Here is a 24,518-nt window from a genome sequence, read left to right on the forward strand (position 1 = left end):
GCGTTTTGCAACCGGGAAGTGTCCGGCCCCGGCGGCTCGCTCATTGGCGCGGCCGCCGGGGCCTCGTCGTCTACCTACGACGAAAGCCCTCCCGGCGGGGTGCAGACCTCGACCAGGACATTGCCCGGCGCGGTGACATAGAAGTGCGGGACGCGGACGCCGCCGCCACGATCCATGGAGGCGATCCTGCTCGGGTCGAGGCCCGCGGCCTTTAGCTCGGCGTGCTTGGCTTCCACGTCGGCTGCCTCGTCGTAGTAGAAGCCGATATGGAAATTGGCGGGATAGTCGGCCGGCTCGCCCGTCCTGCCGCGCATCACGGTCAGGATGAAATCCTCCTTGTTGCGCAGGACGACGAGGGCTTCGCCACGCGAGGCATAGGGTGCAAAGCCGAAGAAGCGCTCGAAGAAGGCGGCAAGCGCGGTGACGTCCGAGGTCGCGAGGTTGAGATGTTGCAGTCGCATAGGTGCTCTCCGTTCAGGTGAAGGAACGGACGGAACGAGCTTCCACACTGAGCGGCGGCCGAGTTGACACGATGACATGACCCGCCGATCATCGTGACGATCGCGTCACTCTGTCCGGCCGTGGGTCCTACCGTGGAGACGGTGGCAGAATTCCTGGCAAGTCAGGAACAGGCCGGGCTTACCAATCCGGCCATGCCTTTTTCGGCGCGCTCCGGGTAGCAGAGTTCGCGCGCATCGGCAACGCCGGGAGCCGGTCAGGATGTTGCCGGCCCGGATTCCCGGCGCCGCCTACGCTCGGGGCGATTGAGCCGTCGAGAAAAAATTTCACACCAGCTGTCTTCGTTCTCCTGCCTCGTTCGTCTCAGCGCTGTTGGCCGGTCGAGTGGCCAGCCGATCTTCCGCAACAGGAGAATATCAATGTCCCGGACCAGACCTGAGCCGTCGCGTCGTGCCTTCGTTGCCACCGGCCTCGGAGCGGGCGTCTTGCTCGTCGCGCAAGCGGCGCCGTCCCACAGCCAGAACAGGAGTTCGAAAATGGAAGCGACCATTCGCACCGGTAGCGACGTCACGACCCTCGTCAACGTCTTCACGGTCGAGCCGGACAACCAGCAAAAGCTGGTTCAGTTGCTGAAGGGGGGCACCGAGACCTTCTTCAGCAAGCAGCCCGGGTTCATCTCGTCCAGCGTCCACGCCAGCAAGGAGGGCCGGCGCGCGATCAACTACTCGCAATGGGCAAGCGCGGGGGACATCGAGAATTTTCGCAAGGATCCGCGATTTGCGCCGTACATCCAGAGCCTTGCGGCGCTGTCGAAGGCCGAGACGATCCTGTGCGAGGTCGTCGAGGTCAATCATGCCTGATCTGTAACGGCGGCTCGGGGGCGGTCCAAAAGATCGCCCCGCGGACGCTCTTACGGTTCGAGACCACGGTGCCGCGCCGGCAGGGGCATCGTGATGGCGATGACCCCGGCGAGAATGAGCGTCATGCCTGCAAGGGCCGACCAGGTGAAGCGTTCGCCGAGCCATGCCGTGCCGAGCGCCACCGCGAAGCCGGCGCGCAGATAGCTGCCGCTGGTCGTGCCGAGTGGGCCGAGCGTGCGGATCAGGCGGAAATAGATCACCATCGCGAGCGCCGTGCAGATCACCGCGAGGCTGACGACGGCCGCGACCGCGTGCGAAGTCGGTGCCAGCGTCCAGGGTCGCTCGAGGACGAGTGCGGCAGGGACCATGAGGATCGCGGCACAGCTCATGGCGCTGGCCGCCGTGACGGTGGCGGGAAAGCCGGAGAACCGCTGCCCCCATATCGGTGCGAGCGCGTAGCAGAGGCTTGCGCCGAGCACGGCGGCCTGCGCCAGCGGGGCCGTCGTGCCCAAGGCGGACAGCGCATCGATGCCGATCGTCACCGCGACGCCCGCAAGACCGAGCGCGACGCCGATGATCTTCCAGCTGCTGATCGCCCGCCGCCCTCGTCCGGTCATCATCGCGATCGCGAGCACGAACATCGGCGGGGTCGCATTGAGCACGCCGGCGAGACCGCTTGCGATATGCAGCTCGCCCCAGCTGATCAGGGTAAACGGCAGCGCGCTCTGTAGCAGTCCCTGCACGAAGAAAGCCGCCCACACCGGTCCCCGGGCGGGAAGAGCGTGCCCCTGAGCGCGAGCGATCGCGATCAGGAGAATGGCCGCGATCGTCACGCGCGCGGCGACCATCGTGAACGGCGGGATCGTCGGGATTGCGACCTTGATCAGCGTGAACGAGCTGCCCCAGATTAGTGAGAGGAGGAGCAGGAGCCCGATCTCGAACGTGAGCGTGGTTTGTCCTGACGTCGTTTGTTGCGCCTGCGTGTGCATTGCGAATCTGCTCCGGGATGGACCGGGACCATGATCCGGCGTGGTGGCGCAGGCTGGCTGGATTCGGACCTCATCGCCCGATCGAGTCCGATTCCAGCTACTCGGCGGGCTGCGATGAAACTATTCTTCCGCCATGGCAACAGGCTCGGCACATCGGCAAACGCTGCCGCCGCATCTCGACTGGGACACCTGCGATCGGGCGCGGCTGGCGCGGGCACGCGCGTTCGACGGGCTGTTCTTCTCCGGCGTTCGCTCGACGAGGATCTACTGCCGGCCGGTCTGCCCGGTTCGCCCCGCTCGCTCCGAGAACGTCACCTTTTATGCGACCGCCGCTGCCGCCGAGCGCGCCGGCTTTCGCCCGTGCCTGCGCTGCCGGCCGGAAACCGCGCCCGGATCGCCGGCCTGGATGGGAACGGCCACCACCGTCGCGTGCGGGATGCGCCTGATCAATGACGGATTCCTGGATCGCGCGTCGATGATGGACCTTGCGGAAGTCCTGGGAGTCGGGCCGCGCCATCTGCTCCGCCTGTTCATGCGCCACGCCGGTGCGAGCCCGAGCGAGATCGCCACGACCCGCCGTGTGCAGGAAGCCAAGCGTCTGATCGACCAGACCAGCATGACATTGGCGGAGATCGCCTTCGCCGCCGGTTTCGGCAGCGTTCGCAGATTCAACGATGCATTTGTCGCGACCTACAAGCGGCCGCCGTCGTCATTCCGGCGCCGCCACTAGGCCGCCGAGCCAGGCATCACCCGATCTGCTTCCCGCCATGTCGCGGGCAATGCCGCCGCATTTGATAATTGACTATTCGTTCCAGAATAACTATTGTCGTGTCATGGCAAGGACCAAGGAATTCGATCAGGACGAGGCGCTCGATGCCGCGATCGGTGCGTTTCGCGAGCACGGTTTCGAGGGAACCTCGACGCCGATGCTTGTTGACGCCATGGGGATCGGCCGCCAGAGCATCTACGATACGTTTGGCGACAAATGGCAACTCTATTGCGCCGCGGTGCGCCGCTACGCGGCCAGCGAGGTCGAAGCCCATCTTGCCGCGCTGCGGGCGCCGCCGCGCGCGATTGACGGCCTCAGGGCGATGATCGACCGCGTCGTTCGCGACGCGAACGAGGCTTGCCTGGGCATCGGCTCGATCAGCGAGTTCGGCCGCTCGCGGGATGACCTCACCAGCATCCATGCGGCGTCAGGCCGCGCGCTCCAGGGCGCCGTTTCGAAACGCTTGCGCGAAGCGCAGGCCGACGGCGACGTGACGCGGGATCTCGACGCCGACGACGCAGCCGAGTTTCTGCTGGCGAATGTTGCCGGTATTCGAATCGCCGCGCGCGGTGGCGCCAGGCCGCGCCAATTACGGGCGCTCGGCGCCATCGCATTGCGCGCCCTCGGGTAATTTTTTTTGGTCAAATTTGGAACGATCGTTCAAAATAAGGAGAGAGAAAATGAGCAGCAAAGTCGCGTTGGTGTTTGGTGGAGCGCGCGGCATTGGCGCCGCGATCGCGGTCCGTCTCGCACGGGACGGGTTCGATATCGCGCTAACCTACGTGTCGCGACCGGACAGTGCCGCCGAAATCGTGTCCGCGATCGAGAACGCTGGCCGCAAGGCCGTCGCGATCAAGGCCGATAGCGCCGATCCCGCCGCGATCCGCGCGGCCGTCGCCGAGACCGTGAGCCGGCTTGGGGTGCTTGATGCGGTCGTCGTCAACGCGGGCATTCTCCGCCTCGGTCCCGTCGAGCAGTTCAGCCTGGAAGACCTCGACCTCATTCTCGATGTGAATATCCGCGGCGTCTTTCTGGCCATCCAGGCGGCAGCCGGGCAGATGCGTGACGGCGGCCGCATCATCACGATCGGGAGCAACACGGCGATCCGGACAGGGACGCCGGGAGGCAGCGTCTATGCCATGACCAAGGCCGCCGTTGCCTCCTTGGTCCGCGGCGTTGCGCTCGACCTGGCGCCTCGCCGGATCACGGTCAACAACGTCCAGCCGGGCCCGACCGAGACCGACATGACGGCCACGATGGTGTCGCGGCTGAAAGAGATCGTTCCGTTGAAGCGCGTCGGTGAGCCCGGCGAGATCGCCGCGCTGGTGTCATATGTGGCGGGCCCGGAATCCGGCTATATGACCGGCGCCAGCCTCACCATCGATGGTGGCTACGTGCTGTAAGAGGTCCGCCTCTGACGACAGATCGTCGCCGGCGAACAGGATGGCAGGATCGCATCGCGGTCCTGCCGGGCCATCACCCGATCTGCGTCTCGCCGTGCCGCTTCGACAGCGTGAAGATCTCGACGCCCGTCGCGGTCACCCCGACTGAGTGCTCGAACTGCGCCGACAGCGAGCGGTCGCGGGTCACCGCGGTCCAGCCGTCGGAGAGGATCTTCACATGCGGCTTGCCGAGATTGATCATCGGCTCGATGGTGAAGAACATGCCGGGCTTGAGCTGAACGCCTTCGCCGGGCCGGCCGATATGGATGATGTTCGGCTCGTCGTGGAACATGCGCCCCAGGCCATGGCCGCAGAAATCGCGCACCACGCTCATGCCCTGCGGCTCGACGAAGCTCTGGATGGCGTGGCCGATGTCGCCGGTGGTAGCGCCCGGCTTGACCGCTGCGATGCCGCGCATCATCGCCTCATACGTCACCTCGATCAGCCGCTCGGCCTTGCGGGCGATCGGGCCGACCGCATACATCCGGCTGGAATCGCCGTACCAGCCGTCGACGATGAAGGTGACGTCGATGTTGACGATGTCGCCTTCCTTCAACGGACGGTCACCAGGCATGCCGTGGCAGACCACGTGGTTGAGCGAGGTGCAGGTCGAGTAGCGGTAGCCGCGATACATCAGCGTCGCCGGATAGGCGCCGTGGCTGAAAGCGAAGTCGCGGACGAACTGGTCGATGCGCTCGGTCGGCACGCCGGGCCCGACGATATCGGTGAGCTCGTCGAGGCACTTCGCCACCAGCGCGCCCGCCTTGTGCATGCCGGCAAAGGCGCTCGGCCCGTGCAGCTTGATCTGTCCGGTCTTGCGCAGGGAGGTATCGGAGGCTTCGACGTAGCTCATGCGGGGCTGGTCTCGATGTCGGCGGAAGGGCTTGATTTCAAGGCCATAATCTAATGATCAGGGGCCTTCATGCAAGTCAGGCGTGGCTCTTGCGCCCGAAACAGGGCCTAATTCGGGACTTCTACGGTGGTTTCCACCGGCAGGGCGCCGCCCCGGACGCGAATCTCGCGGACGGGATAGGGAACCCGGATGCCCTCGCGCTTGAAGGCCTCCCATAGCGCCAGCATCACGTCACTCTTGACGCCATCCATGCCGTCGGGGTCCGCGATCCAGAAGGTCAGCGAGAACTTCATCCCGGCTTCTGCGAACTCGGTCAGGATGCTGTTCGGCGGCTTGCCCTTCTGCGCGCGGGGATGGGCGGCCGCGGTCTCCGCGGCGAGCTTGCAAACCAGCCGCGGGTCGGCGTCGTAATTGGTGCCGAAGGCGATCTTCACCAGCGTGTTCTTGTCGGTGTAGGTCCAGTTGACGACCTTCTGCGTCACCAGGTCCTCGTTCGGCACCAGGAATTCGCGGCCATCGCCGGCGGCGACGGAAATATAGCGCGTCTTCATCGCGCTGATGCGCCCGGTATTGTCGCCGATGGTGACGAGGTCGCCCGGCTTCACCGACTTGTCCGCAAGCAGGATGATGCCCGAGATGAAGTTGGCGACGATCTTCTGTAGGCCGATACCGATGCCGACGCCGACCGCGCCGGAGAACACCGCAAGCGCCGAGAGATCGATACCGACCGCGCCGAGCGCGATGACGATTGCGATGGCCAGCAGCCCGATCCGGATGATCTTGACCAGCAGCACCTGCACCGACGGGGTCAGATCGGTGGTCGAGTTGATCCGGCTCTCGGCGAAATTGCTGGCGATGTTGGTGGCCCAGAGCGCGATGAGCAGGAGCGCGCCGGCCTTGATCACCAGCAGCGGCGTCAGCCGCAGGCCGCCGAGCACGATCGCAAAGGAATCGAGCAGGTCGACCGTCGTGTCGAGCTGTCCGATGATGGACAGCGCCGCGACGAACCACGCCGAGATCGATACCAGCTTGACGATGAAGGCGTTGCGCAGCACCGAGGTCACGAGCCGGATCGCAAGCCAGGCCAGTCCCAGCTTGGCGGCGACCATCAGGAGATAGCTGCGGCTCGGCCAGGTCGCGTGATACATCACCACGCGGGAGAGGATCACCATCAGGGTGAACACCGCCGTCGAGGCGCTCGAGACCATCACCCGGGCGAAGTGCCGGAGCGGCAGCGGCCAGTGTATCGCCAGCGATGTCAAGTCGATGCGGTTGCGAACCCCGGCTTCCGCGGCATAGGCGATGCCGGCCGCGGCCAGGATCAGGCCGAATTGCAGGTAGAACCAGGGCGAGGAGATTTCCGCCCCGACGCTGCGCGCGGTGGTCTGCACGAACTCCATGAAGTCTTTGAGGTCCATGTCCATCAGTCTCGTCGGGAAGCGGGCGGCAGGGATTGATTCGAGGGCGCCGCAGATTCCCACAAAGGGAGCGGCCCGGCCATCGATACACCGCTAAGTGAGGTGCGTTAAGGCCGCAAAATACGGGCAGATTGCCGCGAGTGGGAGAAAATGGGTTGGCGTGGGAGTCTGCCGACGATAAGGATGCAATTCCAGCGATTTGTACCCGGAAGGTGGATGGCTTCCCTCGACTCTGTCAGCCTCGCCATATTGCTCGGCGCCGTCCTCGTCATGGCCGGTATCCTGTCGAGCCTGCTTGCTCTGCGCTTCGGCGCGCCCCTGCTGCTCGTCTTCCTTGCCATCGGCATGCTCGCGGGCGATTCTGGCCCCGGGCAGCTTCAGTTCGACGACGTCCGCACCACCTATCTGGTCGGCTCGGTGGCGCTGGCCCTGATCCTGTTCGACGGCGGCCTGAAGACGCGCTTTGCCAGCATCCGCACCGTGCTCGCGCCGTCCGTTGTGCTCGCGACCGTCGGGGTGCTTCTGACCGCGCTGATCACGGCGCCGTTCGCCAAATACGCGCTCGACCTCAACTGGACGGAATCGCTGCTGGTCGGTGCCGTCGTGGCCTCGACCGACGCGGCTGCGGTGTTCCTGCTGGTGCACACCCAGGGCCTGCGCCTGCGTCCGCGCGTCGGCGCGACGCTGGAGGCCGAATCCGGCACCAACGATCCCTTCGCGATCTTCCTCACCCTGATGCTGGTCGAATACATCTCGCTGGGATCGAGCTCGGCGGGCCATGTGGCGATGGAGTTCATCCAGGAGGCGGTGCTGGGCGCCGTCGTCGGCTTCCTCGGGGGACGTCTCGTCGTCGTTGCGCTCAACCGGGTTGCGCTGCCGCAGGGCCTGCATGCGCCGTTTGTCACGACCGCGGCGCTCGTGATCTTCGGCGGCTCGCAGATCATGCACGCCTCCGGATTCCTCGCGGTCTATCTCGCCGGCATCATCATCGGCAACCGCCCGACCCGCGCGCATAATTCCGTGGTGGCATTCCTGGATGCCGCGACGTGGCTGGCGCAGATCGTGATGTTCGTGCTGCTGGGCCTGCTGGTTTCGCCGAGCCGGCTCGGCACGAGCGTGCTGCCGGCGGTCGGGGTTGCGTTCGTCCTGATGCTGGTCGCGCGGCCGATCGCGGTGTTCGTGTGCCTGGCGCCGTTCCGCTTCAACTGGCGCGAAAAGATCTTCATCGCCTGGACCGGCCTGCGCGGTGCGGTCGCGATCTTCCTGGCGTCGATCCCGATGCTGGTCGGCCTGTCGAAGGCCTATCTCTATTTCGACGTCGCCTTCGTCGTCGTCATCATCTCGCTCCTGCTGCAGGGCTGGACGCTAGCGCCGGCAGCGCGCAAGCTGCACGTGGCGCTGCCGCGCGCCGAGCGTGGTCCACGCCGCGTCGAGCTGGATCTGCCCGGCCAGCTCGAGCAGCAACTCGTCGGCTATCCGGTGCGGCCCAAGAGCCTGTATTTCCGCCGCGGTCTGATCCCGTCCTGGTCCAAGCCGACGCTGGTCATCCGCAACGAGAACATTTTGACCCCGACAGAAGCCGATCCGATCGCGCCCGGCGACTACATCTATCTGCTGGCCCCGCCGGAAAAGGCCGAGTCGCTCGACCGCTTCTTCGTCGACATGCAGCCGAGCTCGGCGCCGGATCCGCATCTGCTCGGCGACTTCATGGTCTCCGGCGAGCACACGCTGGCCGAGCTTGCCGAGATCTACGGCGTCAAGGTCGGCGAGGATGACGGCAAGCTGACCCTCGCCGACTATTTCGACGTCCATCTCGATCGCGCGCCGAAGGAAGGCGCCGAGCTGCCGCTGGACGAGATCGTGCTGGTTGCGCGCAGCATCTCCGGCGGCCGCGTCAACGTCGTCGGCCTGCGTCTGCCGGAGGACGAGGAGACGCCCGCGCCGCTGACGCGCCGGCAAGCGCTGCGGCGCAAGCTCGCGGATTTGTGGACGTCGGTGGCGGGGGTTTAGCGCTCACCATTGCTTGCGCGCCGCCGCCACAACCTCGCTGTCATCGCCCGGCTTGACCGGGCGATCCAGTAATCCGAGACGATTGTGATTGAACCGAGAAGCCGCGGCGTACTGGATGCCCCGCCCCCGTGCGCAATTGCGCACTAGGCGGGGCATGACAGCGATGGTGGGGCGAGGTGTCTCGGCAAGTCGTCAGCGCCCCTCACGTCAGCACCTTCACCCCGCCGAACGATGTCACCCGCCCCTGCTTCAGCATCACGATCTGCGTCGCGAGCTGGCGCAATTCTGCGACGTCGTGGCTGACATAGACCATGGGAACATTGGCTTCATCGCGCAGCCGCACCAGATACGGCAGGATCTCCAGCTTGCGGCCCTCGTCGAGCGCGCCGAGCGGTTCGTCGAGCAGCAGCAGGCGCGGCCTCGACAGCAGCGCGCGCCCGAGCGCGACGCGCTGGCGTTCGCCGCCGGAGAGCTTTCCTGGACGGCGATCAAGGAGCGCGCCGATGTCGAGCAGCTCGATGATGCGCCTGTGCTGGGCAGGATCGGGCGCGAGGCTGTTCATCCGCCGGCCGTAGTCGAGATTTTGCGCGACGTTGAGATGCGGAAACAGCCGCGCGTCCTGGAATACGTAGCCGATGCGGCGGCGCCAGGTCGGGACATGGATGCCGGCGGCAGTGTCGTCGACGGTCTCGCCGTCGATCACGATGGTGCCGCGGTCGGGCCGCAGCAGGCCCGCGATCATGTTGACCAGCGAGCTCTTGCCGGCACCGGACGCGCCGAACAGGCCGATGACGCGGCCTTCGCTGGTGAAGGTTGCGGAGAGCGAGAATTCGCCGAGCTGTTTTTCGATGTCGACGCGCAGCATGGTCAGTTCCCGTGCAGGCGTTGCGTGGCGCGGCGGGCGAACCATTCGGCGGCGATCAGCGCGCCGAGCGCGAGCACGATCGAGATGATCACGAGTCGTCCCGCGGCCGCGTCGCCATCGGGCGTCTGGATCAGCGAGTAGATCGCCGACGAAATCGTCTGGGTTTCGCCGGGAATGTTGGAGACGAAGGTGATGGTCGCGCCGAACTCGCCGATCGCCTTGGCAAAGCCCAGCACCATGCCGGCGAGCACGCCGGGCAGCGCCAGGGGTAGCGTCACCGTGAAGAACACTTTCCAGGGCGCCGCTCCCAGCGTCTCGGCCGCCTGCTCGAGCCGGCGATCGATCGCCTCGATCGACAGCCGCATCGGGCGCACCAGCAGCGGAAACGACATCAGGCCGCAGGCGAGCGCCGCCCCGGTCCAGCGAAACGCGAAGACGATACCGAGATAGTCGGCCAGAAATCCGCCGACGAGTCCCTTGCGACCAAAGGTGAGGAGCAGGAGATAGCCCGTAACGACAGGCGGCAGCACCAGCGGCAGATGCACGAGCGCATCGAGCACCGATTTGCCCCAGAAATCATGGCGGGCAAGCAGCCATGCCAGCGCAATGCCGAACGGCGTTGCGACCAGCGTGGCGATGACGGCGACCCTGAGCGAGAGCAGGATCGCCGTCCATTCGGCGGGAGAGATCTCGAGCATCAAGTCGTAGATATCAAGTCGTCGGGCTGATCAGGAACTTGAAGCCGTATTTTTCCAGAATGGTCTTGGCAGCGGTCGAGCGCAGAAAGGCGAGATAGTCGTTGGTCTCGGGCTTCGCGGTGGTGGTCGCGGCAACCGGATAGATGATCGCGGGATGCGAATCCGCCGGGAAGGTGCCGACGACCTTCACGCCGGGCTCGACCTTGGCGTCGGTCGAATAGACGATGCCGAGATTGGCCTCACCACGCGCCACCAGCGTCAGCGCGGCGCGCACGCTCTCGGCCATGGCGAATTTCGGCTCCGCAGCCTGCCATGCGCCCAGCTTCTCCAGCGCCGCCTTGGCGTATTTGCCGACCGGCACGGACTTGACGTCGCCGGTCGCGATCTTGCCGTCGCCCGCGAGCTTTGCGAGGTCGAAACCCTGCGCGATCGTGACGTTGTCGATCTTGGAGTCCTTCGGCGCGATCAGGACGATGCTGTTGCCGAGCAAATTGACGCGGGTCGGCTCGTTGATGGTCTTCTTGGAGATCGCGTAGTCCATCCAGTCGGTGTCGGCGGAAACGAACACGTCGGCCGGCGCGCCCTGCTCGATCTGCTTGGCGAGAACCGAGCTTGCGGCATAGCTGACGCTGAACTTGACGCCGGTCTTGGCGGTGTAGGCGGCGTCGATCTCGTCGAGCGCGTTCTTCATCGAGGCGGCGGCGAACACGGTGATGGTCTTGTCCTCAGCGGCGGCAGGCGAAAGGCTCGCGCTCGCGAGGAGGACGAAAGCGGTGAAAAGTCCGGCAATACGAATCATGGAATGCGCTCCGTGCGAGTTCGCGCGCGCGAACGTACGCGCAAATCTGGCGTTGGGTGGGTTGGCGTGCGACGGGCGGAAGCGCTGTTCCACGTGTCCCCGCAACGACTTACGGCCGGCGGGGATATCGCAGCTGCGAAGATAGCAGGCTAAGCCTTCAGGTCAAAGGCGGCCGTTTGTCCAACCAAGCGACTTATTGTGCCGGCAGGATCGCGATCGACAGGGAATTGTCCTTGGCGCCGCTGACCTGGAGCACGAAAGGCTGTGCCGACAGCTCGTATTTCATGGTCTTGCGGATGCCGTCGCAATCGGTCGCGCCGCTGAAGGCCACGGGCTTGAGGAAATGCCCGTCCTGGACCACGTCGACCCAGGCCCCGGAGGACAGGCTGACGGTGTAGAGCCCGGCCTTCGGCGCCTTGATGCTGGTGAAGCCCGCGAAGGTGCCGTCCTTCGGCGCCCTTTCCGGCGGCGTCGGCAGCTTCGCGTCCGCTGGGGCCACCAGCCCCAGCGTGATGGCCGACGACGGCAAGGCCGCCTGCTCGCTCCCCGAGGCGAGCTTCGCGCGGACCGGCGCGGTGAGCGCGGCGCGCTCACGCTCGATCGGCCATTTGAACTTGTCGCAGCCGCTGGGCTCTTCGGCAGCCAGAGCGGAGGTCGCACTGAGCGAAAGCGCAGCGAGGAAGGTGAGGACGCGCATGTCAAATCTCATCGTTGGCCACGCGAACAATGCGGGGCTTGCGGTCATTGCTGAAAGGCGGGATGCGCGTCCCGACAGGGCCGCTCAGCTTACGGCAGAGCGGCAAGGCGATCCTAGCGCATTTCAGAGGATGGGAGCCAGTAATGACTCTGTCATCCCGGATAAGCGCAGCGAAGCGGAGCGCAGATCCGGGATCCATAGCCCCAGGGAGGAATTTGACGAAGACTCGGAGTTACCGCTTCGCTCAACCACCGCTCCCTGTGGTTATGGATCCCGGGCTCGCGCTTCGCGCGCCCCGGGACGACACCGGTGGGTGAGGCGGCAGCTTGCCCAGCCAGCCGCCTATTGCTTCGCATCCACCGCGTGCAGCACCGCCTTGCAGGCCGCCGGCATCTGCGCCAGCGTCATCGGCGGCTTTGGCTTCGGCGGCTCCGGCGGAGGCTTCGGATGCAGCACGGCGTCGCTGAACCAGTAGGCGAGGTCGGACGGCTTGCAGCCTTCGTCCTCGGATTGCGACGACTGGCCTTCGCATTCGCTCGAGCCCGCCGGGCAGCGCATGCGGATGTGGAAGTGATAGTCGTGGCCCCACCACGGCCGGATTTTCGACAGCCATGAGCGGTCCCCCTTGGCCTCGCGGCACAGCGCCTTCTTGATCGCGGGATTGACGAAGATGCGCTGCACTGCCGGCTCCTGCGCTGCGTCGCGCAGCACCAGCACATGAGCAGGCGTGAACACCTTGGGGTCGATGTCGAGCCGGTCCTGGCGCACCATCATCACCGCCGACAAGTCCTCGCGCTCCTCGCGTGACAAACGACGGTCCGGCATCGGCGTCAGCCAGATGTCGGCATCCAGGCCAATTTGATGGCTGGCATGGCCTGACAGTGCCGGCCCGCCGCGCGGCTGGGCGATGTCGCCGACCAGAATGCCCGGCCATCCCGCGTCCTTATTCGCCCTGGCCGCGAGCCGCTTGATCAGCGCGATCATGTCGGGATGACCGTAATTGCGGTTACGCGACAGCCGCATCACCTGCCAATTGTCGCCGTTGAGCGGCATCTGCATGGCGCCGCCGATACAGCCCTTGGTGTAGGAGCCGATGACATGAGCCGTTCCCTTCGACGGCAGCAGCTTTCGCGCGAACAGCTCCTTGGCGCCGATGCTGGGATCGTTTGGGTTGGCGAGCGGCGGTAGCGGTTTTGGGTTGACGCTGCCCTTGTCCTGGGCCGGCGCGGCGCCGGCGGTCAGGAACGTCATGACAAGCAGGAGAGGGGTGAGGCGGCGGGGACTCATGCTGTCATCCTTATAACGCAACGCGGCGTCAGGGTTAAGAAACAGTCCTTCGGCCGAAATATTGTCCGAAAGTCGCAGTTCCCTACGCGCGGCCGGCCGATTTTTAACGACGCGATAACCCTCTCGTGCATTGACCAAAATTCGTGCGTGGGAGGCGTGCTCCCAGCCCTCTGTATGCATTCGCGCGCGATCTCGGAAATGATTCAAGGCAGCGCGCAATTTTGCGCCATCGCGTTCTCCGATGACGACGATGTGATGGGCTTGGCGCGCCCGGCGGCGCTGCCGCGCCGCGCAAAGCGGCAATGAGGGCTGCTTTTCTGCGGCCACCAGACTGTGCGACCGACCGACAAGCCACCCAAGATTACTTTTTTTTCAGACACTTGCCCCAAAACTTGCGGCCACTGGGCGCGACTGGGACGCATCAAGTTGAGTTTGGGGTTTCGAAAAACAACAAAGCGAAAGGGAGGCGTGCTCGCCCGGGCTCGCCGACAGCCGCGCAAGCCGCGCTTCGCGCGCGCGCCTCAATCCGTTTCCGAACGCGACGAACTCCTGCGCCGCCGCGCCGAGGCGGAGGCGGCGATTGCCGAGGCCCGCAAATCCCATGAGCGCCTGCGCCAGGCCATCGACCTCCTGCCGCAAGGCATCGTGTTTCTCGATGCCGAAGGCCGTTACGTGCTCTGGAACAGGAAATACGCCGAGATCTACAGCAAGACCGCCGATCTGTTCGAGGAAGGCGCGCGCCTCGAGGACACGCTGCGCATCGGCGTCGCGCGTGGCGACTATCCCGAGGCGGCCGGCCACGAGGACGAGTGGATCGCCGAGCGGCTGCAAAAGCTCTATCAGCCCGGCGCGCGCCACGAGCAGATGCTCGCGGACGGCCGCGTCATCCTGATCGACGAGCGGCTGACCGACGACGGCGGCGTGGTCGGCCTGCGCGTCGACATCACCGAGCTGAAGCAGCGCGAGGCCTCGTTCCGCCTGCTGTTCGACGGCAATCCCGTCCCCATGATCGTCTGTGCGCTCGACGACGAGCGCATCCTCGGCGTCAACGATGCCGCGATTTCCCATTACGGCTATAGCCGTGCCGAATTCGAGAAGCTGAAGATCCGCTCGTTGCAGGCTTTCGACAGCGAGCCGCCCTGGACCACCGATCGCTCCAGCGAGGAGCAGGCCGCACGCACCTGGAAGCACGTCAAGGCCAACGGCGCGCTGATCGACCTTGCGATCTATTCCCGCGAATTGACCTATGCCGACCGGCCCGCGGTGCTGCTCGCACTGATGGACATCACCGAACGCAAGCGCGCCGAGGCGCGGCTCGCCTTCATGGCCCAGCATGACGGGCTGACCGGCCTGCCGAACCGCAATCTGCTGCGCCAGCAGGTGGACGAGATGCTGCTGCATATGCGGCGCAGCTCCGACAAGGTCGCGCTGCTGATGCTGGGGCTGGACAATTTTAAGGCGGTCAACGACACGCTGGGACACGCGGTCGGCGACAAGCTGCTGCGCGGCGTCGCCAAGCGGCTGCGTTCGACCTTGCGCGAGGAGGACGCGCTGGCGCGGCTGAACTCCGACGAGTTCGCGATCGTGCAGAGCGGGCTGACGCGTCCCGAGGACGCGGTGATGCTGGCAAAACGCCTGTTGGAAGCCATCGCCGATCCCTATCTGCTCGACGGCCATTCCGTAGTGATCGGCGCCTCCATCGGCATCGCGATGGCGCCCGGCGACGGCGATGATTCCGAAAAGCTGCTCAAGAGCGCCGACATGGCACTGTCGCGCGCCAAGGCCGATGCCCGCGGCACCTTTGCGTTCTTCGAGGCCGCGCTCGATGCCAAGGCGCAGAGCCGGCGCAAGATCGAGGTCGAGCTGCGCGACGCGATCCAGAACGACGTGCTGCGGCCCTACTATCAGCCGCTGATCGACCTCCAGAGCGGCCGCATCACCGGCTTCGAGGCGCTGGTGCGCTGGCCGCATGCCGAGCGCGGCATGGTCTCGCCGGCCGAGTTCATTCCGGTCGCCGAGGAAACCGGCCTGATCAATCCGCTCGGCGGCTTGATGCTGCGCCGGGCGTGCCTGGACGCCGCGACCTGGCCTGACGATGTCCGCGTCGCCGTCAACCTGTCGCCGCTCCAGTTCCGCAGCGGCAATCTGCTTTCGGTCGTCACGGACGCGCTGAAACATTCCGGCCTGCCGGCGCGGCGGCTGGAGCTCGAGATCACCGAGACGTTGCTGCTCGAAAAGAGCGCGCAGGTGCTGGCGACGCTGCATGCGCTGCGCGCGCTCGGCGTCCGCATCTCGATGGACGATTTCGGCACCGGCTATTCCAGCCTCAGCTATCTGCGCAGCTTCCCCTTCGACAAGATCAAGATCGACCAGTCCTTTGTGCGCGATCTCGGCGCCAACCGCGAGGCCCAGGCGATCATCCGCTCCATCGTCAGCCTCGGCAAAGGCCTTGGCGTTACCATCACCGCCGAGGGCGTCGAGACCGAAGCCGAGCTGAGCTGCCTGCGGGCCGAGGGCTGCGACGAGGGCCAGGGCTTTCTGTTCAGCAAGGCCCGGCCCAACGCCGAGATCATCAGCCTGCTCGCCGCCCAGCGCGGCATCGATGGTGACGAGAAGGCTGCGATGGTGGCGTAAGGCGGGGCTGCCCCTTACCTCGCCCCGCTTGCGGGGAGAGGTCGGAATGCGCGCGTAGCGCGGATTCCGGTGAGGGGGTACAGGTCCTTCAACGACCGCCCGTGTGGAGAGATGCCCCTCACCCCAACCCTCTCAGCGCGAGCGAAGCTCGTCGCGGCCCCGTAAGAACGGGGCGAGGGAGCGCAGCGTCATTGCGGCTGTAGTTCAGCGTCCCTCCGCCAAAATCGCCTTCCCCACATCCTCATAATGCGTATCCCGCGCCTGGATCTGCTGCGCGATCGCGTGCATGTCGCGAAAGCGCCGCTCGAACGGATTGCTGCGGAACACCGCAGTCGCGCCGGCCATGTGATAGGCGGCGTCGACTACCTTGGCCGATTGATGGATGGTCCAGGTCGCGGCGAGGCGAACGGCGCTGCGATGCGCCGGGCTGAATTGGCCGGTCGCGCAGAGGTCGTGCCACATCGCATTCGCCGTCGCATAGAGATAGGTGCGCGCAGCGCGTAAGTCGCCCTCGGTGCGGCCGATCAGGCCCTGGACAGCCTGGTTGTCGCGCATGGCGCTCGCTGCCAGCGACTGGTGCTTTGCCCGCGACAAAGCAATGGCGGCATCCAGCGTCGCGCGCGCGACGCCCAGCGAGACCGCGGCAAAGCCGAGGCTGAAGGTCGAGCCGGTGCCGATCCTGTAGAGCGGACCCGTCTCACGCAGCGCGGACGGCACGTCACGGAACGCCGTGAAACGCTCGGGGATGAAGAGGTCGCTCACTTCATAGGAATCCGTGCCGGTGCCGGCGAGCCCGATCGCCTGCCAGACGTCGTGCAGCACCGCGCTCGCAACCGGAAACAGGATGGTGCGAACCTCTGGCGAGCCGTCGGCATTTTTCCGCGGCGTCCCGTCGGCTCCGACGATGCGGACATGCGCCCCCAGCCAGCTCGCCTGCCGCGAGCCCGAGGCAAAATCCCAGCGCGCTGTGACGCGATAGCCGCCCTCGACCGCACGCGCCTCATGCGCGATCGCGCCCCAGGCGAGGATGCCGGGCGGCCTGTCGAAGATCTCGCGCGCAATGTCGTGGTCGAGCGAAGCCGCGATCATCGCGCAGACGCTGCATTGGCCGAGACACCATGCGGTCGAGGCATCCGCCTTCGCGATCTCCTCCTGCATCTGCATGAAGGTTTCGATGGGGGCTTCCGCACCGCCGAGACTCTGCGGCAAAAGCGCGCGATAGAGCCCGCTCTCGATCAAAGCCGAGACGACGGTCGGCGTCAGCCGACGGGAGCGCTCGATCTCGTCCGCTTCGCGCGCAATCAGTGGCGCGATTGCCCGGGCACGTTCAACGAGATCGAAGCCTTGCGGCCTGTTCATGCGTCACCTCGTCAGGCCGCAGCGCGGCCGAGGTCGAGCGATTGCCTGCGTCTTGTCGGAAAACTCAGCGCCACCGCGACGGCGGCGAGCCCGATCGCGAAGGAGCCGGCGTGCAGCCATGTGTAGCGTTGGAAATTGTCGAACACGAGCCCGCCGGCCCACGGACCCAGCGCCATGCCGAGGCTGGCAAAGGCCGACACCGCGCCGAACACGGTGCCCATGATGCGCGCGCCGAAGTACTCGCGGACCAGCACGGCATAGAGCGGCATCACCCCGCCATAGGCGAGGCCGAACACGACCGAGAGCGCGTAGAATTCGCCGAGCTGCGCCACCGCGAGATAGGTCACGATGCACATCGCCTGCACGAACAGGCCGCCGACCAGCACGGGCTTGGCGCCGATGCGATCGGCTGCCGCGCCGAGCAGCAGGCGTCCGCCGAGCCCGGAGACGCCGGCGACGCTGTAGACCGTCACCGCGGTGAGCGGGGCGATGCCGCACACCATCGCATAGGACACCATGTGAAAGATCGGACCGGAATGCGCCGCGCGCAGGCGAAATGCGCGGCTGCGAGCGCGATGAATTGCGGCGTGCGCAGCGCCTGCGCCGCGGTCAGCTCGATCTCCGGTGCCGCGTCGGTGCTCGCCGGGCCAGCCGCCTGCGGCGCCGGCCGCACCAGGAAGCAGGCCGGGATCAGCAGCGCCCACGCCGCACAGCCGATCACCAGCATCGCGGTGCGCCAGTCATAGGCCGTGATCAGCCAGCTTGCGGTCGGCGCGATCGTCACCGGCGACACGCCCATGCCGGCAGAGACCAGCGCCACCGCGAGGCTGCGGTTCTTTTCGATCCAGGCGCTCGCGAGCGCCATCATCGGCGCGTAAAAGCTGCCGGCGGCGACGCCGATCAGCACGCCGAAGAAAAGCTGGAATTGCCATAGGCTGGTTGCCTGGCTCGCAGTCACGAGACCGAGGCCCAGCAGCAGGCTTCCGGCAAGCACCACGATGCGGGTGCCAAACCGGTCCGACAGCGTGCCCCAGAAGAACGCGGCAACGCCCATGCAGAGGAAATCCAGCGTCGCCGCCGCCGACACGCCCGCGCGCGACCAGCCCATCGCTTCGGAGATCGGCTGCAGGAAGACCGCAAGCGACAGCATCGTGCCGAAGCCGACACAGGTCATCAGCGCTCCCGCAGCGACCACGACCCAGCCATAGTCGAACCCTGACGGCTTGCTCATCCGTTTCCTCTGCGCTTTTGCTCTTGTTGATGGTGCGCGCGGGGATGGTGGCCCATCTGTCGGCCGAGGGCAAGATTACGCGCAATGCGCGGGTACAGAGCTCGTTACCTTGCAGCGCCTTGAGCGTCGGCATGCGCCATGGGCCACCGCAACACCGACTTAGGATGTGTCTTGTGCCGCGGTTTCGCTGCCCCCGCGTGCCCGTTCCATTTGCCCCGGCCACCCGTACGCCGAGATCAGGCTCATGTAGGCCTCAGAATCCGTGCCGGTCATATTGAGGGAGCGGCTGCACTGTTGGAGGGCTTCTTCATATTGACGGAGGTGCAAGTGTGCGACGCAGAGAAGCCGCGCTGCGATGGTATCCTGCAAGACGGCCAGGTTTGCGAGGTCGCCGTCGAACCTATCCGACCAGATGTCGCGGGCGGTCTGAAGGTCGGTCAGAGATACGTTGACCCGCACCTGGTCTCCGTTGCGTCTCACCGCGCCCCGCACGGCCCAGCGGACGCGGAGATCCGTCCCGAGCTGCTGCAGATCGACCACCTTCTTCTTGTAGGTCAAGGCGGTGTCGCGTCCAACAACGAGAGTGGCGGGCGTTCGCGCGAGATCGGTCGTCAAGCCTGTCGAGATCAAGTCGGCAAAGGAGTCCTGCGCCGGACCGTCGTTGAGGCTGGCGAAGGGCAACACGACGAGAGAGAGGCGAGGCGCGATCTCGGGCCTGACTGTCGGCTGTGGCTGGATATTTTGAGCTTCCCGTTGTGCGTCGGTACGGACTGTCTTCCAGGCATTCCAGTATCCGGCAACGCCACCGGCAATTGCGCCGATGGCGGCGACCGACGCCAGCACGCTGCCGACGAGCTTCAAACGGCCTCTGAGGTCCTCCAGCCAGCCTGCGGATCGCCGTTCGCCAACAGCGTGTGCAGAGGCAACCGGGATCGTAACCGCTGCCGTGGTTCCTGGTTGCCGATCCTCATCGTGCACGGCGCCCACGAAACGAAAGCCCTTGCGTGGAAATGTCTTGATAAGACGTTGTTGCTGACCGGAGTCACCGATCGCGCGCCGGACGGCGTTCAGCCGGGTCGTCAGCGCCGCATCGGATACGATCCGGCCATTCCAAATCGCGTTGACGAGATCGTCCTTGCTGACGACGCGATCCCTGCTGCGGATCAGATGTTCGAGCAGATCGAGAACCTGGGGTGTCGTGGGCACCACATCGAGCCCGCGCCGCAATTCGCGCCGCTCGGTGTCCAACGCACAGTCCTCGAAGAAATAGCGCATGGCACCATTCTCCAAGCCTGCCCTCTATTCTCCGAGGGCGCGGGAGCAATAATCCGTGGAGAATAGGCCTTCGCTCCCGAAAACTAAGCCGCGAACATTGGTCCACCCCGTCAGGGGGTGCCAAGGTCGTGCTTTTCCGGAAGGCCCGCTTCGCAGAGACCCTTCTCGAAGATCGCGAAGTCATCTGCCCGGCGAAACGGTGCCAGATTCTCGAGATTGGCACGAAGATCTGGATTGCATTCAAGGGCTTGCAGGAGGGATCGTTGCGCTCGTTCACGCCGCCCAGCGAATGCGTTGCTGGCTGCGGCAATGCAGGTCACGAGCAGGAAACTCGTCTGACCACGCAATGCGGTCTCGGCGCATGATACCGCCGCGTCATAGCGGCCCGCCAGAAAATGCGCATAGGCCATGGCTCCCTGCGCGTCGTAGTACATGGGCGGATCGAGCGGGCTAAGTCTCACGGCATGTGCGGCGTGCTCGAGGGCGAGATCCGGCTCTCCCCTCCAAACTCTCAGCCAGGCACTGGTGGCCCAGGCTTGCGCGAAGTTAGGGTTGTCAGCCAAAGCTCGATCCACGAAAGCAGCCGCGTCGTCGAACTCATGGGCTATGAAGGCGAGTGCATATCCACCCACGGACAGTGCAACCGGATCATTTGCCCCCAGTTCTACCGCCTTCCGGGCCAGCCGGGTGGCTTCCGCAATTTCCTTCGCGGGATCGCTGATCCAGCCGTTCGCCTTGCGCCGGGTATAGCACCAGGCGGCCATCGCATAGCCACAAGCCAGTCGAGGGTCGAGTTCGGTCGCCTTGCAAAAGAGCTGCAGCGCCTCGGTGTTTGCGTTGTTGGACCAACGGGATTTCGCCAGCCCGCGCAGATAATGATCATACGCATCCAGATTTTCGGGCGGCTTCCGCCTTGCCCGCTTGATTTCCTCACGCTGCAGCCTCGGGGCGATTGCGCCTATGACACTGGACGTCAGATTGTCCTGCAGATCGAACATGTCCTCGATCGGGCCCTCAAAGCGGTCTGCCCAGAGATGCGTTCCAGTTTCGGCATCGATCAGCTGCCCCGCGATTCGAATGCGATTTCCGGCTTTGCGCACGCTGCCTTCGAGTACATAGCGGACACCAAGCTCGCGGCCGACCTGCTTTACATCAACGACCCGGCCCTTATACGCAAAGCTCGAATTGCGTGCGATCACGAACAGCCAGCGAAAATGAGCCAGAGCCATCGTGATTTCCTCCACGATGCCATCTGCGAAATACTCCTGTTCGGGATCGGAGCTGAGGCTGACGAAAGGGAGTACGGCAATCGAGGGCTTATCCGGTAGCGGGAGGGCCGCTGTTCTCGCTTCTGACCGGTGAGGGACGGTTGAAGGATCCGGCTCCCGTACTTCCCGAACGGCTCCGACGAAACGGAAGCCCTTGCGCGGGATCGTCTTGATCAGGCGCTGCGCTTCCCCGCAATCGCCGACTGCCGTGCGGACGCCATTGATGCGGGTCGCAAGCGCGGCCTCCGATACGATGCGCCCCTTCCAGATCGCGTTCATGAGGTCGTCTTTGCTGACGACACGCTCCCTGTTGCCGATCAAGTAGTCGAGAATGTCGAAGACCTGTGGCGCAACGGAAACAGCATCGGCCCCGCGATGCAGCTCGCGCCGATCCGTGTCGAGCACGTATTCATCGAAGAGATAGCGCAAGTTGCCACTCCCGTCGTTGGATGAAGCCGCCTCTGCACCTGCTGGGGCGTAAAGTAAGGCGCCGGTCAGGAAAATGTAAGCTGCACGTCAAGCGTGCCCGGCGAAGTCCTGACATCCTGCCCTCGGTAAAGGTATCGCCAAGGGATATCGCCGATGAGTACCATCAACGGCGTTGCACAGGTGCGACGGACTGCCACACCCGTGCAGCAAGTGACCAGCCTTTTCCTGCGGGTCTGGAGCGCATGGCAGAAGCGCCGAAGACGGCTGAAGGTACAAACCGCTCTCTGTGCCCTCAGCGATCGGGAGTTGATGGATATCGGCGCGACGCGCGCCGATATGGACTACATTGCCTTGCAGCAAGGCCGCGCAAGGCCCGATCGTCCGGCACCCTGGCGCATTGGCAGTGCGCTTGCGATCCTGTTGGTCGTCAACCTGTTCAGCTTGATTTCCGTAGATCGCGCCGAGGCTCAATGCACTGCGCAGGATGGTTTGCGGAGGCAGCTGGCGGTCAAGGTCGACCCGCCGGCTCCCAGATCGGAGATTCCGGTCAGCTCGGCTGCAGATGTCCTGGCGTGGAAGACGATCCGGATAGGAACATTCACGGATACGTTCGCTCTTCGCAGCGCGATGAGCGCAATGGGCTGCGGCGTCGGAAACGCGGCTGATGAGATACTCGCTCGACCGGCCTTTACCCTAAGTCGCAAGAAGGCGGAGGTTGAGCTTGTTGCCGTGTCGGTTGCGGAGCTCGGCTTTCAAGGCGAGGCTTCGCTGCGGGAAATCTATGCGCGTGCACAACAGCTCGGTCTTGCTCTGGCGCCCGCCGAAATCGCGCCGCAGCTGAGACTTCAGTATTTGGACCAGCCGATCGGTGAGTTTCTCACCATCGGGATGGAGCCTATCGGAACGTGGGCGGGCGAAGCGGTCGTCCTGACGGTGGCGAATGGCGGAGCAGGCCTCATCCTGATCGGCCAGGATGGCCGTGAGGACGCGCAGATATCTGCGATATCCCGTTTTGTGTTCGTGCGACCCGGCTCATCCATGGCTCCAGAGACCGCAGCGATGGCCAGGTAGCATGCTGCGATCTCATTTGGTCTGGGCTCGATCAGGGAAACGGGTGATGATCACGCGTCGTGATGTGTTGTCGGCGGCCGCTGCGGCGTTCGCCGCTACGCATATTTCACCGCGGGCTCTTGCACAGCCGATCGCGAGAACCGCGCATATCCTGACGGGCTTCACGCCGGGGCTGCAGGATGGGTTGGCGCGGCTCGTGGCGGGCCAGATGAGCGGCTATGCGGAAACCATTGTGGTCGAGACCCGTCCGGGCGCGGCCGGTCGCATCGCGGTGGAGGCGGTGAAGAGCGCCGACGCCGACGGATCGGTCATGCTGTTCGCGCCGCTCGGCTTCATGATGTTCTTTCCGCACGTCTACAAGACACTGAGATACCATCCGCGGGATTTCACGCCTGTGTCGACCGTCGCCTCGACCCCGACATTGCTGACGGTCGGTCCCAGCGTGCCGGCCGACGTCAAGACGCTGGCGGACTTCGTGGCCTGGTGCCGCGCCAATCCGAAGCACGCCACCTTTGGTTCGCCGGGCGCCGGAACCTCGCTGCATTTTCTCGGTGCGATGCTGGGCCGCAGCGCCGGCTTCGATTTTCTTCACGTGCCCTATCAGGGCGGCGGTGCGATTCAGGATCTGGTCAAGGGCGTGATTGCCGCGACCGTCATGCCGATCGGCAGCTCGCTCGGACTCGTCCAGTCCGGAGATCTTCGCGCGCTGGCGACCACCGGACCGCGCCGCAGCCTGTTTGTTCCGGCGGTACCGACGATGCGGGAGGCCGGATATCCGTCGCTCGAGGACCTCACATGGTTTGCGTTCTTCGTTCCGGCCAAGACGCCGGCGCCGATCGTCGATAAGCTCAACACCGCGATCCAGGCGGCCTTGCGCACCGACGAGGTCAAGGCCGGCATGGCAAAGCTGGCCGTCGAGCCCGACGCGATCGCCATGGAAGACTTCGCCCGGCTGATCGCATCCGAATCCGACCGGTGGAAGGCGATCGTTCAGGCAACGGGGTTCGTCCCGACCGATTGAAGCGGCATTGACAGGAGGCAACACATGAGCGGGCCGGCATCCGTGCATGATCTCGTGCAGTCGCATCGCATCACCGCGGTGATCTATGCGGCGGCGAAGCTCAATCTCGCCGAGGCCATCGGCGATGAGGCGAAATCGGTGACCGAGCTCGCCCGGCTGGTGTCCGCCGATGAAAGTGCGCTGCGCCGATTGCTCGTTGGCCTGACGACACTTGGCCTGTGCAGGCAGGCCGACCGCGACCGGTTTGCCATGACCGAGCTCGGCCGGCAGCTCGACGAGACCGCCGACCCCTCCTTCAAGGACTGGGTTCTCTTCGAGGGCGAGATGCTCGCGCAATCCTGGCTCGGACTGGTCGAATCGGTTCGCTCGGGCAAGAGCGCGGGCGAGCTGCGCGGCGATGGCGACGATCGCTATGCCGCGACGAGCAATGCGCCGGAATTCACCCGCCGCTTCAACGCCGCGATGGTCAGCCTGACGCGGAGCATCGTTCCAAGGATCGTTGCGGCCCACGACTTCGCGACCGCGCGCGTTGTCATGGACCTCGGTGGCGGCACCGGCGAATTGATCGGCGGCGTGCTCCAGCGCAACCCGCATCTTGAGGGCATCGCCTTCGATCTCGCGCGCTGCGAGGCGGGAGCGCGGGCGCATTTTGCCCGGCTTGGCATCGCCAATCGCTGCCGGTTCGTCGCCGGCAGTTTCTTCGAGAAGGTCCTGGGCGGCGCCGACACGATCCTGATGAAGAGCATCCTGCACAATTGGAGAGACGATCGTTGCGAGGTCATTCTGCGCAACTGCCGGGACGCGCTGCCGGCCAGCGGAACGTTGATCGTGATCGAACGGATCATGCCGGAGCCTGCGACGACTGAGACCCAGGACCGCTCCTGTGCCATGAGCGACCTCAATATGCTGCGGGGACCTGGTGGCCGCGAGCGGACGGAAGCCGAGTACCGCAGGCTTGGCGTCCTCGCCGGCTTCGCCTTCGTCGGCACCAGCGGTGTCGGCTCGTTCAGCCTGGTCCAATTCCGAAAGGTCGGGCACTGACTGCCGTCCGTTGGGACGCCAGTCGAGTCTCATCCCATCAGGC

At 65.2% G+C, this 24,518-nt stretch carries 21 protein-coding genes and 1 pseudogene; 9 read left to right on the top strand and 13 right to left on the bottom strand.

The annotated features are described in order from the left end of the window. Window positions 1–74 precede the first annotated feature (74 nt). The gene (locus ACVJ5M_RS06935) at window positions 75–461 is read right to left on the bottom strand and encodes a VOC family protein (protein WP_231143810.1); all 387 of its coding nucleotides are present in this window, start codon (window positions 459–461) and stop codon (window positions 75–77) included. A gap of 417 nt (window positions 462–878) precedes the next feature. On the opposite strand from ACVJ5M_RS06935, the gene ACVJ5M_RS06940 reads away from it, so the two are divergent. Next, entirely contained in the window at window positions 879–1,319 is a 441-nt protein-coding gene (locus tag ACVJ5M_RS06940) for an antibiotic biosynthesis monooxygenase family protein (RefSeq protein ID WP_084794946.1), read from the top strand. Between the two features lie 50 nt (window positions 1,320–1,369). Here ACVJ5M_RS06940 and ACVJ5M_RS06945 read toward each other — a convergent pair whose 3' ends face one another. Beyond that, window positions 1,370–2,308: a DMT family transporter gene (locus ACVJ5M_RS06945; RefSeq protein ID WP_063980713.1), complete on the bottom strand. Its 939-nt coding sequence runs from the start codon at window positions 2,306–2,308 to the stop codon at window positions 1,370–1,372. A 133-nt stretch (window positions 2,309–2,441) separates the two neighbouring features. Here ACVJ5M_RS06945 and ACVJ5M_RS06950 point away from each other — a divergent pair, with 133 nt between their 5' ends. From ACVJ5M_RS06950 to ACVJ5M_RS06960, 3 genes are all read left to right on the top strand, one after another. After that, window positions 2,442–3,038, top strand: a complete 597-nt coding sequence (locus tag ACVJ5M_RS06950; RefSeq protein WP_063980714.1) for a bifunctional transcriptional activator/DNA repair enzyme AdaA — start codon at window positions 2,442–2,444, stop codon at window positions 3,036–3,038. Between the two features lie 103 nt (window positions 3,039–3,141). Next, entirely contained in the window at window positions 3,142–3,708 is a 567-nt protein-coding gene (locus tag ACVJ5M_RS06955) for a TetR/AcrR family transcriptional regulator (RefSeq protein ID WP_063980715.1), read from the top strand. A gap of 49 nt (window positions 3,709–3,757) precedes the next feature. After that, a complete protein-coding gene (locus ACVJ5M_RS06960; RefSeq protein WP_187387908.1) occupies window positions 3,758–4,480 on the top strand; it encodes a 3-oxoacyl-ACP reductase family protein in 723 nt (240 codons plus the stop codon). A gap of 73 nt (window positions 4,481–4,553) precedes the next feature. Here the strand turns inward: ACVJ5M_RS06960 and map are convergent, their stop codons facing one another. Together map and ACVJ5M_RS06970 are read right to left on the bottom strand one after the other, a co-directional pair. Further along, entirely contained in the window at window positions 4,554–5,372 is an 819-nt protein-coding gene (map, locus tag ACVJ5M_RS06965) for a type I methionyl aminopeptidase (RefSeq protein WP_063980716.1), read from the bottom strand. Between the two features lie 107 nt (window positions 5,373–5,479). Continuing rightward, window positions 5,480–6,796: a mechanosensitive ion channel family protein gene (locus tag ACVJ5M_RS06970; protein WP_063980717.1), complete on the bottom strand. Its 1,317-nt coding sequence runs from the start codon at window positions 6,794–6,796 to the stop codon at window positions 5,480–5,482. A 210-nt stretch (window positions 6,797–7,006) separates the two neighbouring features. Here ACVJ5M_RS06970 and ACVJ5M_RS06975 point away from each other — a divergent pair, with 210 nt between their 5' ends. Then, entirely contained in the window at window positions 7,007–8,800 is a 1,794-nt protein-coding gene (locus ACVJ5M_RS06975; protein WP_063980718.1) for a potassium/proton antiporter, read from the top strand. Window positions 8,801–9,002: 202 nt separating this feature from the next. Here the strand turns inward: ACVJ5M_RS06975 and modC are convergent, their stop codons facing one another. The 5 genes from modC to mepA all read right to left on the bottom strand — a co-directional run bounded on the left by modC (window position 9,003) and on the right by mepA (window position 13,146). Then, window positions 9,003–9,665 (bottom strand): molybdenum ABC transporter ATP-binding protein, encoded by a 663-nt coding sequence (gene modC, locus ACVJ5M_RS06980; protein WP_063986040.1) that lies wholly within the window; start codon window positions 9,663–9,665, stop codon window positions 9,003–9,005. Window positions 9,666–9,667: 2 nt separating this feature from the next. Then, window positions 9,668–10,363, bottom strand: coding sequence for a molybdate ABC transporter permease subunit (modB, locus tag ACVJ5M_RS06985; RefSeq protein ID WP_028148288.1), 696 nt, complete (start codon window positions 10,361–10,363; stop codon window positions 9,668–9,670). A 13-nt stretch (window positions 10,364–10,376) separates the two neighbouring features. Further along, on the bottom strand, window positions 10,377–11,162 hold the full coding sequence (gene modA, locus ACVJ5M_RS06990; RefSeq protein WP_063980719.1) for a molybdate ABC transporter substrate-binding protein: 786 nt from the start codon (window positions 11,160–11,162) through the stop codon (window positions 10,377–10,379). A 193-nt stretch (window positions 11,163–11,355) separates the two neighbouring features. Beyond that, window positions 11,356–11,859, bottom strand: a complete 504-nt coding sequence (locus ACVJ5M_RS06995; RefSeq protein ID WP_063980720.1) for a hypothetical protein — start codon at window positions 11,857–11,859, stop codon at window positions 11,356–11,358. Between the two features lie 342 nt (window positions 11,860–12,201). Next, the gene (gene mepA, locus ACVJ5M_RS07000; RefSeq protein ID WP_063980721.1) at window positions 12,202–13,146 is read right to left on the bottom strand and encodes a penicillin-insensitive murein endopeptidase; all 945 of its coding nucleotides are present in this window, start codon (window positions 13,144–13,146) and stop codon (window positions 12,202–12,204) included. Window positions 13,147–13,614: 468 nt separating this feature from the next. Between mepA and ACVJ5M_RS07005 the strand changes: the two genes are divergently transcribed. Beyond that, on the top strand, window positions 13,615–15,780 hold the full coding sequence (locus ACVJ5M_RS07005) for a putative bifunctional diguanylate cyclase/phosphodiesterase (RefSeq protein WP_063980722.1): 2,166 nt from the start codon (window positions 13,615–13,617) through the stop codon (window positions 15,778–15,780). Between the two features lie 204 nt (window positions 15,781–15,984). Here the strand turns inward: ACVJ5M_RS07005 and ACVJ5M_RS07010 are convergent, their stop codons facing one another. From ACVJ5M_RS07010 to ACVJ5M_RS07025, 4 genes and pseudogenes are all read right to left on the bottom strand, one after another. Continuing rightward, entirely contained in the window at window positions 15,985–17,139 is a 1,155-nt protein-coding gene (locus ACVJ5M_RS07010) for an acyl-CoA dehydrogenase family protein (RefSeq protein ID WP_063980723.1), read from the bottom strand. An 11-nt stretch (window positions 17,140–17,150) separates the two neighbouring features. Continuing rightward, window positions 17,151–18,370 (bottom strand): annotated as a pseudogene (locus ACVJ5M_RS07015) (MFS transporter). Between the two features lie 159 nt (window positions 18,371–18,529). Continuing rightward, window positions 18,530–19,645: a winged helix-turn-helix domain-containing protein gene (locus ACVJ5M_RS07020; RefSeq protein ID WP_063986041.1), complete on the bottom strand. Its 1,116-nt coding sequence runs from the start codon at window positions 19,643–19,645 to the stop codon at window positions 18,530–18,532. A 110-nt stretch (window positions 19,646–19,755) separates the two neighbouring features. Next, window positions 19,756–21,342, bottom strand: coding sequence for a winged helix-turn-helix domain-containing tetratricopeptide repeat protein (locus tag ACVJ5M_RS07025; protein ID WP_063980725.1), 1,587 nt, complete (start codon window positions 21,340–21,342; stop codon window positions 19,756–19,758). A gap of 153 nt (window positions 21,343–21,495) precedes the next feature. Here ACVJ5M_RS07025 and ACVJ5M_RS07030 point away from each other — a divergent pair, with 153 nt between their 5' ends. Genes ACVJ5M_RS07030 through ACVJ5M_RS07040 form a run of 3 tightly spaced genes read left to right on the top strand, consistent with a single transcriptional unit; the run spans window position 21,496 to window position 24,475 of the window. Beyond that, complete coding sequence (locus ACVJ5M_RS07030; protein WP_063980726.1) at window positions 21,496–22,413, top strand: DUF1127 domain-containing protein; 918 nt, start codon at window positions 21,496–21,498, stop codon at window positions 22,411–22,413. A 46-nt stretch (window positions 22,414–22,459) separates the two neighbouring features. After that, window positions 22,460–23,434 (top strand): Bug family tripartite tricarboxylate transporter substrate binding protein, encoded by a 975-nt coding sequence (locus ACVJ5M_RS07035; protein WP_084794947.1) that lies wholly within the window; start codon window positions 22,460–22,462, stop codon window positions 23,432–23,434. A 24-nt stretch (window positions 23,435–23,458) separates the two neighbouring features. Further along, entirely contained in the window at window positions 23,459–24,475 is a 1,017-nt protein-coding gene (locus ACVJ5M_RS07040; RefSeq protein ID WP_063980728.1) for a methyltransferase, read from the top strand. Window positions 24,476–24,518: the final 43 nt, after the last annotated feature.

Source organism: Bradyrhizobium sp. S3.7.6 (assembly GCF_054061875.1).

Excerpts from the sequence above, each read along its gene's own strand:
- ACVJ5M_RS06935 (WP_231143810.1), bottom strand. The coding sequence starts at position 461 with ATGCGACTGCAACATCTCAACCTCGCGACCTCGGACGTCACCGCGCTT.
- ACVJ5M_RS06940 (WP_084794946.1), top strand. The coding sequence starts at position 879 with ATGTCCCGGACCAGACCTGAGCCGTCGCGTCGTGCCTTCGTTGCCACC.
- ACVJ5M_RS06945 (WP_063980713.1), bottom strand. The coding sequence starts at position 2,308 with ATGCACACGCAGGCGCAACAAACGACGTCAGGACAAACCACGCTCACG.
- ACVJ5M_RS06950 (WP_063980714.1), top strand. The coding sequence starts at position 2,442 with ATGGCAACAGGCTCGGCACATCGGCAAACGCTGCCGCCGCATCTCGAC.
- ACVJ5M_RS06955 (WP_063980715.1), top strand. The coding sequence starts at position 3,142 with ATGGCAAGGACCAAGGAATTCGATCAGGACGAGGCGCTCGATGCCGCG.
- ACVJ5M_RS06960 (WP_187387908.1), top strand. The coding sequence starts at position 3,758 with ATGAGCAGCAAAGTCGCGTTGGTGTTTGGTGGAGCGCGCGGCATTGGC.
- map (WP_063980716.1), bottom strand. The coding sequence starts at position 5,372 with ATGAGCTACGTCGAAGCCTCCGATACCTCCCTGCGCAAGACCGGACAG.
- ACVJ5M_RS06970 (WP_063980717.1), bottom strand. The coding sequence starts at position 6,796 with ATGGACATGGACCTCAAAGACTTCATGGAGTTCGTGCAGACCACCGCG.
- ACVJ5M_RS06975 (WP_063980718.1), top strand. The coding sequence starts at position 7,007 with ATGGCTTCCCTCGACTCTGTCAGCCTCGCCATATTGCTCGGCGCCGTC.
- modC (WP_063986040.1), bottom strand. The coding sequence starts at position 9,665 with ATGCTGCGCGTCGACATCGAAAAACAGCTCGGCGAATTCTCGCTCTCC.
- modB (WP_028148288.1), bottom strand. The coding sequence starts at position 10,363 with ATGCTCGAGATCTCTCCCGCCGAATGGACGGCGATCCTGCTCTCGCTC.
- modA (WP_063980719.1), bottom strand. The coding sequence starts at position 11,162 with ATGATTCGTATTGCCGGACTTTTCACCGCTTTCGTCCTCCTCGCGAGC.
- ACVJ5M_RS06995 (WP_063980720.1), bottom strand. The coding sequence starts at position 11,859 with ATGCGCGTCCTCACCTTCCTCGCTGCGCTTTCGCTCAGTGCGACCTCC.
- mepA (WP_063980721.1), bottom strand. The coding sequence starts at position 13,146 with ATGAGTCCCCGCCGCCTCACCCCTCTCCTGCTTGTCATGACGTTCCTG.
- ACVJ5M_RS07010 (WP_063980723.1), bottom strand. The coding sequence starts at position 17,139 with ATGAACAGGCCGCAAGGCTTCGATCTCGTTGAACGTGCCCGGGCAATC.
- ACVJ5M_RS07020 (WP_063986041.1), bottom strand. The coding sequence starts at position 19,645 with ATGCGCTATTTCTTCGAGGACTGTGCGTTGGACACCGAGCGGCGCGAA.
- ACVJ5M_RS07030 (WP_063980726.1), top strand. The coding sequence starts at position 21,496 with ATGAGTACCATCAACGGCGTTGCACAGGTGCGACGGACTGCCACACCC.
- ACVJ5M_RS07035 (WP_084794947.1), top strand. The coding sequence starts at position 22,460 with ATGATCACGCGTCGTGATGTGTTGTCGGCGGCCGCTGCGGCGTTCGCC.
- ACVJ5M_RS07040 (WP_063980728.1), top strand. The coding sequence starts at position 23,459 with ATGAGCGGGCCGGCATCCGTGCATGATCTCGTGCAGTCGCATCGCATC.